Annotated in this window: 9 protein-coding genes, 2 tRNA genes and 2 rRNA genes (1 of these 13 only partly in view); 1 reads left to right on the top strand and 12 read right to left on the bottom strand. The window is 58.2% G+C overall.

Going from position 1 to position 14262, the window contains the following annotated elements:
* Positions 1–14 precede the first annotated feature (14 nt).
* From fkpB to murJ, 5 genes are all read right to left on the bottom strand, one after another.
* Complete coding sequence (gene fkpB, locus NPS58_RS07855) at positions 15–452, bottom strand: FKBP-type peptidyl-prolyl cis-trans isomerase (RefSeq protein ID WP_274114877.1); 438 nt, start codon at positions 450–452, stop codon at positions 15–17.
* The gene (lspA, locus tag NPS58_RS07850; RefSeq protein ID WP_274114875.1) at positions 445–960 is read right to left on the bottom strand and encodes a signal peptidase II; all 516 of its coding nucleotides are present in this window, start codon (positions 958–960) and stop codon (positions 445–447) included. Before lspA ends, fkpB begins: the two co-directional genes overlap by 8 nt.
* Entirely contained in the window at positions 953–3784 is a 2832-nt protein-coding gene (gene ileS, locus NPS58_RS07845) for an isoleucine--tRNA ligase (protein ID WP_274114873.1), read from the bottom strand. Before ileS ends, lspA begins: the two co-directional genes overlap by 8 nt.
* On the bottom strand, positions 3781–4731 hold the full coding sequence (gene ribF, locus NPS58_RS07840) for a bifunctional riboflavin kinase/FAD synthetase (protein ID WP_274114871.1): 951 nt from the start codon (positions 4729–4731) through the stop codon (positions 3781–3783). The genes ileS and ribF overlap by 4 nt, the downstream gene beginning before the upstream one ends.
* Positions 4732–4849: 118 nt before the next feature.
* A complete protein-coding gene (gene murJ / locus NPS58_RS07835) occupies positions 4850–6388 on the bottom strand; it encodes a murein biosynthesis integral membrane protein MurJ (protein WP_274114869.1) in 1539 nt (512 codons plus the stop codon).
* 251 nt (positions 6389–6639) lie between these two features.
* Between murJ and rpsT the strand changes: the two genes are divergently transcribed.
* Positions 6640–6912 carry a 30S ribosomal protein S20 gene (gene rpsT / locus NPS58_RS07830; protein WP_274114867.1) on the top strand — a complete coding sequence of 91 codons (273 nt, stop codon included), beginning with the start codon at positions 6640–6642 and terminating at the stop codon, positions 6910–6912.
* Between the two features lie 126 nt (positions 6913–7038).
* Here the strand turns inward: rpsT and NPS58_RS07825 are convergent, their stop codons facing one another.
* The 7 genes from NPS58_RS07825 to NPS58_RS07795 all read right to left on the bottom strand — a co-directional run.
* Positions 7039–9339 carry a PqiB family protein gene (locus NPS58_RS07825; RefSeq protein WP_274114865.1) on the bottom strand — a complete coding sequence of 767 codons (2301 nt, stop codon included), beginning with the start codon at positions 9337–9339 and terminating at the stop codon, positions 7039–7041.
* Positions 9332–9955 (bottom strand): paraquat-inducible protein A, encoded by a 624-nt coding sequence (locus NPS58_RS07820; RefSeq protein WP_274114863.1) that lies wholly within the window; start codon positions 9953–9955, stop codon positions 9332–9334. Before NPS58_RS07820 ends, NPS58_RS07825 begins: the two co-directional genes overlap by 8 nt.
* Entirely contained in the window at positions 9942–10601 is a 660-nt protein-coding gene (locus NPS58_RS07815; RefSeq protein ID WP_274114861.1) for a paraquat-inducible protein A, read from the bottom strand. Before NPS58_RS07815 ends, NPS58_RS07820 begins: the two co-directional genes overlap by 14 nt.
* 168 nt (positions 10602–10769) lie before the next feature.
* A 5S ribosomal RNA gene (rrf, locus tag NPS58_RS07810) occupies positions 10770–10885 on the bottom strand.
* A 132-nt stretch (positions 10886–11017) separates the two neighbouring features.
* Positions 11018–13908, bottom strand: a 23S ribosomal RNA gene (locus tag NPS58_RS07805).
* Positions 13909–14130: 222 nt separating this feature from the next.
* Positions 14131–14206, bottom strand: a tRNA-Ala gene (locus NPS58_RS07800).
* Between the two features lie 10 nt (positions 14207–14216).
* Positions 14217–14262, bottom strand: a tRNA-Ile gene (locus tag NPS58_RS07795) (it continues 31 nt past the right edge of the window).

Here is a 14262-nt window from a genome sequence, read left to right as displayed (position 1 = left end):
GTTCGGCTCCTGGCTCAAAGCGCCGTGACTTCGAGGATTTCCACCTCGAAGTTCAGGGTCTTGCCAGCCAGTGGATGGTTGAAGTCGATGGTCACCTGGGCGTCATCGAATGCCTTGACCACGCCCGGCAGCTCGGCATTGGCGGCATCGTTGAAAATCACCAGCAAGCCTTCGGACAACTCCATGTCGTTGAACTGTGACCGTGGGATGATCTGCACGTTCTGCGGGTTAGGCTGGCCGAAGGCGTTTTCCGGCTGGACGGTGACGGTGCGTTTGTCACCGGCCTTGAAGCCGAACAATGCTGCTTCAAAGCCCGGCAGCAGGTTGCCATCGCCGACCTTGAACACTGCTGGCGCCTTGTCGAAGGTGCTGTCAACGGTGTCGCCGTTTTCCAGGTGCAACGCGAAGTGCAGTTTGACTTCGGTGTTCTGGCCGATACGGATGTCAGTCATGGACGGGTTCTCCGGACTTCTTGCTCTTGAACATGTCCAGCGCCAGCATCACCGCACCTACGGTAATGGCACTGTCGGCCAGGTTGAAGGCCGGAAAATACCAGCGGTTCTGCCAGTGCACCAGGATAAAGTCGACCACATGGCCCAGCACGATACGGTCGTACAGGTTGCCCAGTGCGCCGCCCAATACCAGGGCCAGGGCTACCGCCAGCCAGGTTTCAGTGCGCCCAAGACGCTTGAGCCAAACCACCAGCACGGCACTGACCACCACGGCGATCAGGGCGAACAGCCAGCGCTGCCAGCCGGAGCTGTCGGCCAGGAAGCTGAAAGCGGCGCCGGTGTTGTAGGCCAGGGTCCAGCTGAAGTAGTCGGGGATGACCACGATCTGCTGGTACAGGCTCAGCGTGCCTTCGAAGTAGAACTTGCTGGCCTGGTCGAGGACCAGGACCAGCAGGCTCAGCCAGAGCCAGCCAAGGCGCCCGAAGCGCCCTGCAGCAGGGTTAGGCATAGTGACGCACCTCGCCGTTGCCACTGATGTTGTCGGCGCAACGGGCGCAGATTTCCGGATGCTCCGGGTTTGCACCGACGTCGGCGCGGAAGTGCCAGCAACGACCACACTTGGCGTGACCGGACTTGACCACTTTCAACTTCAGGCCTGGCACTTCGGTCTCGACCGCATCGGCTGGCGCCTGAACGAACGGGGCAACGCTGGCGGCAGAGGTGATCAGCACGAAGCGCAGCTCGTCACCCAGTTTGTTCAGGTCGGCGCTCAAGGCGTCGTCGGCGAACAGGGTGACTTCCGCTTGCAGGTTGCCACCGATGGCCTTGGCCGAACGCTGGTTTTCCAGTTCCTTGTTCACGGCGGTCTTGGCTGCCATGACGCGATCCCAGTAGGCGCGACCCAGCTCGAAGCCTTCCGGCAGCTCGGTCAGGCCCTGGTACCAGGTGTTGAGCATGACCGACTCGTTGCGCTCGCCAGGCAGGTACTGCCACAGCTCGTCGGCGGTGAAGGCCAGGATCGGCGCGATCCAGCGCACCAGCGCCTCGCTGATATGGAACAGCGCGGTCTGGCAGGAACGACGGGCAACACTGTTGGCGCCCGTGGTGTACTGACGGTCCTTGATGATGTCCAGGTAGAAACCACCGAGCTCCTGCACGCAGAAGTTGTGGATCTTGGAATAGACGTTCCAGAAGCGGTACTCGCCGTAGTGCTCTTCCAGCTCACGCTGCAGCAGCAGGGTACGGTCGACGGCCCAACGGTCCAGCGCCAGCATGTCTTCGGCCGGCAGCAGGTCGCGGGCTGGGTCGAAGCCCGACAGGTTGGAAAGCAGGAAGCGCGCAGTGTTGCGGATCCGGCGGTAGGCGTCGGCGCTGCGCTGCAGGATCTGCTCGGAAACCGCCATTTCGCCGGAGTAGTCGGTGGCCGAGACCCACAGGCGCAGGATGTCGGCACCCAGGGTGTCATTGACCTTCTGCGGCTCGATGGTATTACCCAGCGACTTGGACATCTTGCGGCCGTTCTCGTCGACGGTGAAGCCGTGAGTCAGCAGCTCGCGGTATGGCGCGTGGTTGTCGATGGCGCAACCGGTCAGCAACGAAGAATGGAACCAGCCGCGGTGCTGGTCGGAACCTTCCAGGTAGAGGTCGGCACGCGGGCCGGTCTCGTGACCGATGCTGTGCGAACCGCGCAGCACGTGCCAGTGAGTGGTACCGGAGTCGAACCAGACGTCGAGGGTGTCGGCGATCTTGTCGTACTGGTCGGCTTCAGCGCCAAGCAGTTCGGCAGCGTCCATCTTGAACCAGGCCTCGATGCCTTCTTTCTCGACGCGCTTGGCCACTTCTTCCATCAGCTCGACGGTGCGCGGGTGCAGCTCGCCGGTTTGCTTGTCGAGGAAGAACGGGATCGGTACGCCCCAGTTGCGCTGACGCGAGATGCACCAGTCCGGGCGGTTGGCGATCATCGAGTGCAGGCGCGCCTGGCCCCAGGCCGGAACGAACTTGGTCTGTTCGATGGCCTTGACCGCGCGATTGCGCAGGGTGTCGCCGTTGTCTGGCTGCTTGTCCATGCCGACGAACCACTGCGCGGTAGCGCGATAGATCAGCGGGGTCTTGTGGCGCCAGCAGTGCATGTAGCTGTGGCTGATGGTCTCGGTGTGCATCAGCGCACCGACTTCCGACAGTTTGTCGACGATCGCAGGGTTGGCCTTCCAGATGAACTGGCCACCAAAGAACTCCAGCGACTGCACGTACACACCGTTGCTCTGCACCGGGGTGAAGATGTCGTCGTTGACCATGCCGTAGCGCTTGCAGGTGACGAAGTCGTCTTCACCGTAGGCTGGCGAGGAGTGGACCACTCCGGTACCGGCGCCCAGCTCTACATAGTCGGCGAGGTACACAGGCGACAGGCGATCGTAGAACGGGTGGCGGAAGTTGATCAGCTCGAGGGCCGAACCTGGCGCGGTGGCGATGACCGAACCTTCCAGCGAGTAACGCTGCAGGCACGACTCGACCAGCTCTTCAGCCAGCACCAGCAGTTTGTCGCCGGTATCGACCAGGGCGTATTTGAATTCAGGGTGAACGTTCAGTGCCTGGTTGGCAGGGATGGTCCACGGGGTGGTGGTCCAGATCACGATCGACGCCGGCTTGGCCAGCGACGCCAGGCCGAAGGCGGCGGCCAATTTGGCTTCATCGGCGACGGCGAACGCCACGTCGATGGTCTGCGACTTCTTGTCGGCGTACTCGACCTCGGCTTCAGCCAGGGCCGAACCGCAATCGAAGCACCAGTTCACAGGCTTGAGGCCCTTGAACACGAAGCCATGCTTGACCATCTCTGCCAGGGCGCGGATTTCACCGGCCTCGTTGGCGAAGTTCATGGTCTTGTACGGGTTGTCCCAGTCACCCAGTACACCCAGGCGAATGAACTCGGTCTTCTGCCCTTCGATCTGCTCGGCGGCATAGGCGCGGCACAGCTCGCGGGTCTGGTCGGCGCTCAGGTGCTTGCCGTGGGTCACTTCGACCTTGTGCTCGATCGGCAGGCCGTGGCAGTCCCAGCCCGGCACATACGGGGCATCGAAACCGGACAGGGTCTTGGAGCGGACAATCATGTCCTTGAGGATCTTGTTCAGCGCATGACCGATGTGAATCTTGCCGTTGGCATAGGGCGGGCCGTCGTGCAGTACGAACTTCGGACGATCCTTGCCAATTTCGCGCAGCTTCTGGTACAGGCCAATGCTGTCCCAGCGCTGCAGGATCTGCGGTTCGCGCTGTGGCAGGCCGGCCTTCATCGGGAAGGCGGTGTCCGGAAGGTTTAGCGTGGCTTTATAGTCGGTCATTTCAGGCTCTTCGTTAGCGGTTGAGCGTGCCAATGGGCACGTGCGGCGGCGATATCCGCATCGATCGCCGACTTCAGCGCCTCCAGGGAGGCGAAACGCTGCTCGTCGCGCAGCTTGTGGTGGAATTCCACCGTCAGGCGCCGGCCATAGAGATCGCCGGCAAAATCCAGGAGGTGCACTTCCAGGTGGGCACGGCCATCACCTGAAACGGTTGGCCGCACGCCGATGTTGGCGACACCCGGCCAAGCCTTGCCATCGAGCTCGACGCTGACCAGATAAACGCCGGTCAGGGGCACGCGATGACGCTTGAGTTGTATGTTGGCTGTCGGCGTACCGAGTTGCCGCGCCAGCTTTTGCCCGTGCAACACGCGGCCGCTGATACGGAACGGACGCCCCAGCAGGCGTTCGGCCAACGGGAAGTCCGCCTTGGCCAGAGCCTGGCGCACTTGCGTGCTGCTGACTCGCAAGCCATCGAGCTCGACGGTCTGGGCCGCTTCGACGGTAAAGCCCTGGGTAAGGCCGGCTTGCTGGAGAAACTCGAAGTCGCCCACACGATCGCAACCGAATCGGAAGTCGTCGCCAACCTCCAGGTGCTGCACGCCGAGGCCGTCGACCAGAATGGTGTCGACGAACTCGGCGGCACTGAGCTTGCTCAAGCGCTGATTGAACGCCAGGCACAACACCCGGTCTACCCCTTCGCCAGCCAGCAGGGCGACCTTGTCGCGCAGGCGGGCCAGGCGGGCCGGAGCGGTATCGGGGGCAAAGTATTCGCGCGGCTGTGGCTCGAAAATCACCACGCAACTGGGCACGCCCAGCGCTACCGCACGCTCACGCAGGCGCGCCAGGATTGCCTGGTGGCCACGGTGAACACCGTCGAAGTTGCCAATAGTGGCGACACAGCCCCGGTGCTGGGGGCGCAGGTTGTGAAGGCCTCGAACCAGCTGCATAACGCGCTTCTTGCTCATAAAGTGGTCGATTATAACCACACCCGGGCGCTGACGACAGGCAGCAGCGTCACCCCGTGGTGTGGAATAGATAAAACCGACGTCTGGCCATGCTCACGACTCAATGCAGCGCCTTGCGTGCAAAGTCGCGCGGACGGAATCCGAACACGAACAGACTGCCGAAATAAGTCACTACCCCCGCCAGAATCAACACACCCAGGCGCAGGAAACGCTCAAGCATCTGCCCTTCTGCCCAGGCTGGCATGTAGTGCATCCCTGCCAACAGCACCGCAGACATCAACAGCACTGCCACCACCAGCTTGGCGAGGAACTTGCCCCACCCCGGTTGCGGCTGGAACAACTGCTGCTGGCGCAGCTTCCAGTACAGCAGGCCGGCATTCAGGCAAGCCCCCAGGCTGATGGCCAGGGCCAGGCCCGCATGCTGCAGGTGGGTGATGAACAGCAGGTTGAATACCTGGGTGCAGACCAGGGTGAATACCGCGATCTTAACCGGAGTACGAATGTTCTGCTGGGCATAGAAGCCGGGTGCCAGCACCTTGACCAGAATAATCGCCAGCAACCCCACCGAGTAGGCGATCAATGCACGCTGGGTCATGGCGGCGTCAAACGCGGTGAATTTGCCGTACTGGAACAGCGCCACGGTCAGCGGCTCGGCAAGAATTGCCATGGCCAGGGTGCACGGCAGCACCAGCAGGAAGCACAAGCGCAGGCCCCAGTCGAGGATTCGTGAATATTCGTGGCGGTCACGGTTTGCGTAGGTCTTGGCCAGGGTTGGCAGCAGGATGGTGCCCAGGGCCACGCCCAGTACACCAGAGGGCAGCTCCATCAGGCGGTCGGCGTAGTACATCCACGACACCGAGCCGGCCACCAGGAAGGAGGCGAAGATAGTGTTGATGATCAGCGAGATCTGGCTGACGGAAACCCCGAGAATCGCCGGCAGCATCTGCTTGAGCACACGCCAAACGCCGCTGTCGCGCAGGTTGAGGCGTGGCAGCACCAGCATGCCGATTTTTTTCAGGTGCGGCAGCTGATACAACAGCTGTGCCAGGCCACCGGCCAGGACACCCCAGGCCAACGCCATGATCGGTGGATCGAAGTACGGGGTCAGGAACACCGTAAAGCCGATCATCGCCACGTTGAGCAGGGTCGGCACGAAGGCCGGCACCGCAAAGCGGTTCCAGGTATTGAGGATGGCGCCCGCCAGCGACGACAGCGAGATCAGCAATATATAAGGAAAGGTGACCCGCAGCAGGTCGGTGGTCAGTTGGTATTTTTCGGCGCTGTCGACGAACCCCGGCGCCGTGACCCAGACCACCCACGGCGCGGCGAGGATACCGATAGCCGTGACCAGGGCCAGCACAAGGGTCAGCAGGCCACTGACATAGGCAATGAATGTACGGGTCGCTTCTTCACCTTGCTGGGTCTTGTACTCCGCGAGGATCGGCACGAACGCCTGGGAAAACGCACCTTCTGCAAAGATCCGGCGCAGCAGGTTGGGCAGTTTGAAGGCAATGAAAAAGGCGTCGGTGGCAACCCCGGCGCCAAACACCCGTGCAAGGATTGTGTCGCGAACAAAGCCCAACACCCGCGAAATCATGGTGATGGAACTGACAGCCGCCAGGGATTTCAGAAGATTCATCGAAAGTTTTTCACGTCTTGGGATAAAGGGCTGTGCCAGACCGCGCCCAGTTGTGCGATACTCCGCGCCGCAACGCAAGCAGAGCAAAAGCTCCCGAGTTTACAGGTCGTGCCGCAGAAGGGAATCTCTCCCTTGTTCAGAACGACCACTCAGCGGATCCGAGCAAGTGCCCTTGACAACCGATCAACTCATCGGCATGATTCGCGGCCTATTTTGTTTGCTATTTACCAAGTCTTTCGAGGAGCTCGACGGTGGCCAACTCACCTTCCGCCAAAAAACGTGCAAAACAGGCTGAGAAGCGTCGCAGCCACAACGCCAGCCTGCGTTCCATGGTTCGTACCTACATCAAGAATGTAGTTAAAGCCATCGACGCAAAAGACGCCGAAAAAGCGCAAGCTGCTTACATCCTGGCTGTGCCAGTTATCGACCGTATGGCCGATAAAGGCATCATCCACAAGAACAAGGCTGCTCGCCATAAAGGCCGTCTGAATGGCCACATCAAGGCGCTGAAAACTGCTGCCTAAGCGACACGCTTGTTAAAAAACCGACCCTAGGGTCGGTTTTTTATTGCCTGCAGAAAAGCCATGCGGCACAAGCTCTTTCCCGCAAGAGAAGCGGGCTTGCCCCGCGAAGGGCAGGCCCGCCTTGTATCACTTACCGATCTGAATCTTCGGCGCCCATTGCAGCCACTCTTCCTCGGCCTTGTCGAACAGGGCAAAGGTCTGCTGCGGCCGTGCCGGGTTGCCCATCTTCTCGCCATCCGGCGTGGCGAAGGCAATGCCACCCTCGATCAGGGTTTCCAGCGATTCGGTGCGCACCGTCGCCCCCTTGAACAAGCCCCAGTCCATGCCAAATCCGCTGCTGTTCCAGAACCGGCTACCACCGCGCACCAGCGCTGCATACCGTGGCTCGATCAGGATATGGATCAGCACGCGGTCGGCGGTTTGTCCAAGCTCGAAGCCCGTTACCTTGCCCACCGGAATTTCGCGGTAGGTCACCGGCACGCCCGCCTTGATCGATCCCCTTCTCGGCGCACTGAGTACCAGGGCCAGGCCCGCTTCACGCTCGGAAAAGTCTGGCGCCTGGGGCAATGCATTAAAGGTGCGCTGAGGCCCCAGGTTCTTCACTGCAGGCTGTACTTCCAGGTACTGGCCCGTGACCAGGGTTTCCAGGTTAGCGGTCTTGACGATGCCCAGAGCCGGCTTCACCACCCAGAACTGCGTGCCTTCACGGGCAATGCGTTCGGGCACTTCGGTGATCCGCGCCTTGAGCAACACTGCCTGCAAGTCCTGGGTGAGGTCAACCTGCTCGACTACACCAACATCCAGACCCTTGAAGCGAACGGGTGTACCCACCTTGAGGCCATCGGCACGCTCCACACGGATAGTGACCGTGGTACCACTGCGGTTGGCCGCCTCCTGGTTCTCATTCAAGCGGAAGCTCGGGATGCGACGCTTGAGCGGCACATTCGGCGTCGGCGTGTCGAAGGCAATGCCACCCGCCATGAGGCTCTGCAGCGACTCACTCTTGATCTGGATACCGGACAATCCACCCGTGAGGGTAATGCCGCTGGCATTCCAGAATCGCGTCGAGCCGTTGACCAGGCCCGCGTACTCCTGCTCGATATGCACACCGATCAACAGGCGCTTGCTCTTCTTGGAGAACTGGTAGCTCTGAACAGTACCCACCTTGACCTGGCGATAGAGAATCGGGCTGCCGACCTCAAGCGACCCGAGGTTGTCACTGAACAACACCAGGTGCAGCCCGGGCGCCTTGAGGTCCAATGGCGGCGCCTTGGCGCGCGCCTCGAACTCGCGCTTGGGCGATGCCCCCTTGTCCCCGGGGCGGATAGCAATGTAGTTGCCCTTGACCAACGCCTCCAGGCCGGTGATCCCAGCCAGTGAGATAGAGGGCTTGACCACCCAGAACTGCGTGCCGTCGACCAGGTAGTCTTCTGCCAGCGGGTCCAGCGTCAGCTCGGCCATTGCGCTGGACAGGTCAGCATCGACCTTCAGGGTTTTCAGCGAGCCGACCTGGATACCTTTGTACATCACAGGCGTGCGCCCGGCCTGGAGCCCTTCGAAGTCACCCAGCTTGACCTTGATTCGGATACCCGCTTGGGCAGCATCAAAGTCTTCGTACAAACGGAAGGGCAAATTCGGATCGGTCGGCGGGCTGTCCTTGCGGTGCTCAGGTGTGGCGAATGCGATCCCACCGGCAACGATGCTGGACAATGATTCGCTACGTACCTTCACCCCGGACAGGTTGGCATCGATACTGATGCCGCTGGCATTCCAGAATCGCGTGTGCTTGCGTACCAGGCTGGTGTAAGCCGGTTCGATGAAAACCTTGACCTCGACCGTTGCCTGATCCTCGGCCAGGCGATAGCTTTTCACCCGGCCTACCTGGATCTGCTTGTAGAACACCGGGCTGTCGCGGTTGAGCGAGCCCAGGCGGTCTGCCTTGAGCGTAAGGTGCAGGCCAGGCTCGCTGTCGGACAACGGCGGGGCCACGGCCAACGCCTTGAAGCGCCTGGTCGGCGTTCCCTCACCTGGGCTTACCGCAATGTAGTTGCCCGAGACCAGGGTCTCCAGCCCGGTAATACCCGCCAGACTCACACTTGGTTTGACCAGCCAGAATCGCGTACCGGTATTGAGGTGGGGTTCGGCTGCCTGGTTCATTTCAATGGTCGCAATAACCCCGGTATTGCTACCTTCGTCATCGAGCACCAGCTCTTTTACCTTGCCGACCGACATCCCCTTGAATACCACTTCGGTCTTGTTGGCGACGATACCTTCGCCACTTTCAAAACGAACCTGGATGTTTACTCCCGATTCGCGGTACGCCTGCCAGCCAAGCCAGCCACCAATGACCAGGGCGATCAAAGGCAATATCCATATAGCCGACCAGTTAGAAGCTGGGCGGGTTTTAGCCGTAGGCAAATCACTCATGGTCGTCATCCGACTCCGTGTTATCCCAAATCAGTCGGGGATCAAAAGTTACAGCGGCGAGCATCGTCAAAATCACCACACTGGCGAAGGCGACGGCACCCAGATTGGCTTCGACACTTGCGATCCTGCCGAAATTCACCACGGCCACCAGAATGGCAATGACGAAGATGTCGAGCATCGACCAGCGCCCGATAAACTCGATGAAGCGATACATCAGGATCCGCTGCCTGGCGGAAAGGGGCTGATGGCGCTGGACCGAATACAGCAGCAAGGCGATGCCCACCAACTTGAAGGTAGGCACCAGGATACTGGCAATGAACACGACTGCAGCGATGGGCAGCATGCCGTGCTTCATCAAGGTGATGACTCCGGACATGATGGTGTCCGGACTCCCCTGCCCCAAGGCGCTGACTGTCATGATCGGTAGCACGTTGGCGGGAATGTACAGAATCGCTGCGGTAATCAGCAGCGCCCAGGTTCTTGCCAGGCTGTTCGGTCGCCGTGCATGCACAATGGCCCCGCAACGGCTGCAGGTTTGTGACACACCCTCAGGCGCCTGGCGATTCAGTTCATGGCATTCGCCACAAATCAGAATCCCGGCATCAATCGCACGCATGCAGGTCTTCCCCCGATAAAGCACTCCATATCTGGTGGGGTGACATCACCACCTCCAGCCACACCTGCACCAACAACAAGCTGATAAAGCAGGCCAGCCCCAACCCGAGACTCAACTCGGCCAGATCGACCAGCTTGACCATTGCCACCAGTACGCCCATGAAGTACACCTCGAGCATGCCCCAGTCGCGCAGATGGTGATAAATCCGGTACAGCAGCAGACCGTAACTGCGCCCGATGTTCAGTCGAATGCTGAGTAGCACCGCCAACTGGCACAACAATTTCAGTAGCGGGATTGCCATGCTGCAAAGAAAAACAACCACTGCCACACCGCGCATACCGGTGTTGTAGAGCCCTACAACGCCGCTCCAGACGGTATCGTCAGAGGTTTGACCGAGCAGATGGAGCTGCATGATAGGCAGGAAGTTAGCCGGCACATAAAGCAACAACGCGGCGAGTACCAATGCCAGGCTGCGCTGCACCACGTTATGTCGGTGCGCATAAAGCTCGTAGCCACACCGCGGACAATGCGCCTTTTCATCGAGCTTGAGCACTGGCTTGCGCATCAACAGATCGCACTCGTGACAAGCCACCAATTGCTCCAGGGGCAGGTCATCGAGCTGATGAGAATCGACAGGTTCAGTCATAGTGAACTTCTGGGTTTACATAAGGGCGGTATTCTAACCTGTCGGAGCGAGCTTGCCCCGCGATGTGCGCCCATCACTGGGGAAGCCCGCTCCTGCAGATCGATATTTAGCGGCCCGGAAAAGACAAAACCCCTACCTGCGTACGCAGATAGGGGTTTCGGAATTTAATCTTGACGATGACCTACTCTCACATGGGGAAACCCCACACTACCATCGGCGATGCATCGTTTCACTGCTGAGTTCGGGATGGGATCAGGTGGTTCCAATGCTCTATGGTCGTCAAGAAATTCTGTTGCCAGAAGGTCTTGTGCAGACACTCCAGCGAATCGGGTATGTGACAATCTGTGGTTTTTTGAAATTTCGGTTCAATGCGTCTTCACCACCACAATCTGCGCTGCAGATTGCTTGGGTGTTATATGGTCAAGCCTCACGGGCAATTAGTATTGGTTAGCTCAACGCCTCACAGCGCTTACACACCCAACCTATCAACGTCGTAGTCTTCGACGGCCCTTCAGGGAGCTCAAGGCTCCAGTGAGATCTCATCTTGAGGCAAGTTTCCCGCTTAGATGCTTTCAGCGGTTATCTCTTCCGAACATAGCTACCCGGCAATGCCACTGGCGTGACAACCGGAACACCAGAGGTTCGTCCACTCCGGTCCTCTCGTACTAGGAGCAGCCCCTCTCAAATCTCAAACGTCCACGGCAGATAGGGACCGAACTGTCTCACGACGTTCTAAACCCAGCTCGCGTACCACTTTAAATGGCGAACAGCCATACCCTTGGGACCGGCTTCAGCCCCAGGATGTGATGAGCCGACATCGAGGTGCCAAACACCGCCGTCGATATGAACTCTTGGGCGGTATCAGCCTGTTATCCCCGGAGTACCTTTTATCCGTTGAGCGATGGCCCTTCCATACAGAACCACCGGATCACTAAGACCTACTTTCGTACCTGCTCGACGTGTCTGTCTCGCAGTCAAGCGCGCTTTTGCCTTTATACTCTACGACCGATTTCCGACCGGTCTGAGCGCACCTTCGTACTCCTCCGTTACTCTTTAGGAGGAGACCGCCCCAGTCAAACTACCCACCATACACTGTCCTCGATCCGGATAACGGACCTGAGTTAGAACCTCAAAGTTGCCAGGGTGGTATTTCAAGGATGGCTCCACGCGAACTGGCGTCCACGCTTCAAAGCCTCCCACCTATCCTACACAAGCAAATTCAAAGTCCAGTGCAAAGCTATAGTAAAGGTTCACGGGGTCTTTCCGTCTAGCCGCGGATACACTGCATCTTCACAGCGATTTCAATTTCACTGAGTCTCGGGTGGAGACAGCGCCGCCATCGTTACGCCATTCGTGCAGGTCGGAACTTACCCGACAAGGAATTTCGCTACCTTAGGACCGTTATAGTTACGGCCGCCGTTTACCGGGGCTTCGATCAAGAGCTTCGCGTTAGCTAACCCCATCAATTAACCTTCCGGCACCGGGCAGGCGTCACACCCTATACGTCCACTTTCGTGTTTGCAGAGTGCTGTGTTTTTAATAAACAGTCGCAGCGGCCTGGTATCTTCGACCGGCATGAGCTTACGGAGCAAGTCCTTCACCCTCACCGGCGCACCTTCTCCCGAAGTTACGGTGCCATTTTGCCTAGTTCCTTCACCCGAGTTCTCTCAAGCGCCTTGGTATTCTCTACCCAACCACCTGTGTCGGTTTGGGGTACGGTTCCTAGTTATCTGAAGCTTAGAAGCTTTTCTTGGAAGCATGGCATCAACCACTTCGTCGCCTAATGGCAACTCGTCATCAGCTCTCGGCCTTAAGATCCCGGATTTACCTAAGATCTCAGCCTACCACCTTAAACTTGGACAACCAACGCCAAGCTGGCCTAGCCTTCTCCGTCCCTCCATCGCAATAACTAGAAGTACAGGAATATTAACCTGTTTTCCATCGACTACGCTTTTCAGCCTCGCCTTAGGGACCGACTAACCCTGCGTCGATTAACGTTGCGCAGGAAACCTTGGTCTTTCGGCGTGGGAGTTTTTCACTCCCATTGTCGTTACTCATGTCAGCATTCGCACTTCTGATACCTCCAGCAAGCTTCTCAACTCACCTTCACAGGCTTACAGAACGCTCCTCTACCGCATCACCTAAGTGATACCCGTAGCTTCGGTGCATGGTTTGAGCCCCGTTACATCTTCCGCGCAGGCCGACTCGACTAGTGAGCTATTACGCTTTCTTTAAAGGGTGGCTGCTTCTAAGCCAACCTCCTAGCTGTCTAAGCCTTCCCACATCGTTTCCCACTTAACCATGACTTTGGGACCTTAGCTGACGGTCTGGGTTGTTTCCCTTTTCACGACGGACGTTAGCACCCGCCGTGTGTCTCCCATGCTCGGCACTTGTAGGTATTCGGAGTTTGCATCGGTTTGGTAAGTCGGGATGACCCCCTAGCCGAAACAGTGCTCTACCCCCTACAGTGATACATGAGGCGCTACCTAAATAGCTTTCGAGGAGAACCAGCTATCTCCGAGCTTGATTAGCCTTTCACTCCGATCCACAGGTCATCCGCTAACTTTTCAACGGTAGTCGGTTCGGTCCTCCAGTCAGTGTTACCTAACCTTCAACCTGCCCATGGATAGATCGCCCGGTTTCGGGTCTATACCCAGCGACTAAGCGCCCTATTAAGACTCGCTTTCGCTACGCCTCCCCTATTCGGTTAAGCTCGCCACTGAATATAAGTCGCTGACCCATTATACAAAAGGTACGCAGTCACCTAACAAAGTAGGCTCCCACTGCTTGTACGCATACGGTTTCAGGTTCTATTTCACTCCCCTCTCCGGGGTTCTTTTCGCCTTTCCCTCACGGTACTGGTTCACTATCGGTCAGTCAGTAGTATTTAGCCTTGGAGGATGGTCCCCCCATATTCAGACAAAGTTTCTCGTGCTCCGTCCTACTCGATTTCATGACTAAGAGATTTTCGCGTACAGGGCTATCACCCACTATGGCCGCACTTTCCAGAGCGTTCCGCTAATCTCAAAGCCACTTAAGGGCTAGTCCCCGTTCGCTCGCCACTACTAAGGGAATCTCGGTTGATTTCTTTTCCTCAGGGTACTTAGATGTTTCAGTTCCCCTGGTTCGCCTCTTGCACCTATGTATTCAGTACAAGATACTCAGCTTATGCTGAGTGGGTTCCCCCATTCAGAGATCTCCGGATCAAAGTCTGTTTGCCGACTCCCCGAAGCTTATCGCAGGCTACCACGTCTTTCATCGCCTCTGACTGCCAAGGCATCCACCGTATGCGCTTCTTCACTTGACCATATAACCCCAAGCAATCTGGTTATACTGTGAAGACGACATTCGCCGAAAATTCATGAAAACTCACAAATTTTACCTTAGCCTGAACAATCACCAGTGAAAGTGTTGTCCAGTCTATCTTTCTATCACATACCCAAATTTTTAAAGAACGATTCTGAAAAAGTTCAGAAATCAATATTCGACGCGAATATTCATTTCTAAGCTTTGACACGGTAGCAAGGGGTGGTGGAGCCAAGCGGGATCGAACCGCTGACCTCCTGCGTGCAAGGCAGGCGCTCTCCCAGCTGAGCTATGGCCCCAACAAGAAACTGGTGGGTCTGGGCAGATTCGAACTGCCGACCTCACCCTTATCAGG

The organism is Pseudomonas putida (assembly GCF_028682455.1).
Taxonomy (GTDB): Bacteria; Pseudomonadota; Gammaproteobacteria; order Pseudomonadales; family Pseudomonadaceae; genus Aquipseudomonas; species Aquipseudomonas putida_AA.
Note: the sequence above shows the minus strand (reverse complement) of the source record. Positions and strands in the feature narration are given on the sequence as shown.

Excerpts from the sequence above, each read along its gene's own strand:
- fkpB (WP_274114877.1), bottom strand. The coding sequence starts at position 452 with ATGACTGACATCCGTATCGGCCAGAACACCGAAGTCAAACTGCACTTC.
- lspA (WP_274114875.1), bottom strand. The coding sequence starts at position 960 with ATGCCTAACCCTGCTGCAGGGCGCTTCGGGCGCCTTGGCTGGCTCTGG.
- ileS (WP_274114873.1), bottom strand. The coding sequence starts at position 3,784 with ATGACCGACTATAAAGCCACGCTAAACCTTCCGGACACCGCCTTCCCG.
- ribF (WP_274114871.1), bottom strand. The coding sequence starts at position 4,731 with ATGCAGCTGGTTCGAGGCCTTCACAACCTGCGCCCCCAGCACCGGGGC.
- murJ (WP_274114869.1), bottom strand. The coding sequence starts at position 6,388 with ATGAATCTTCTGAAATCCCTGGCGGCTGTCAGTTCCATCACCATGATT.
- NPS58_RS07825 (WP_274114865.1), bottom strand. The coding sequence starts at position 9,339 with ATGAGTGATTTGCCTACGGCTAAAACCCGCCCAGCTTCTAACTGGTCG.
- NPS58_RS07820 (WP_274114863.1), bottom strand. The coding sequence starts at position 9,955 with ATGCGTGCGATTGATGCCGGGATTCTGATTTGTGGCGAATGCCATGAA.
- NPS58_RS07815 (WP_274114861.1), bottom strand. The coding sequence starts at position 10,601 with ATGACTGAACCTGTCGATTCTCATCAGCTCGATGACCTGCCCCTGGAG.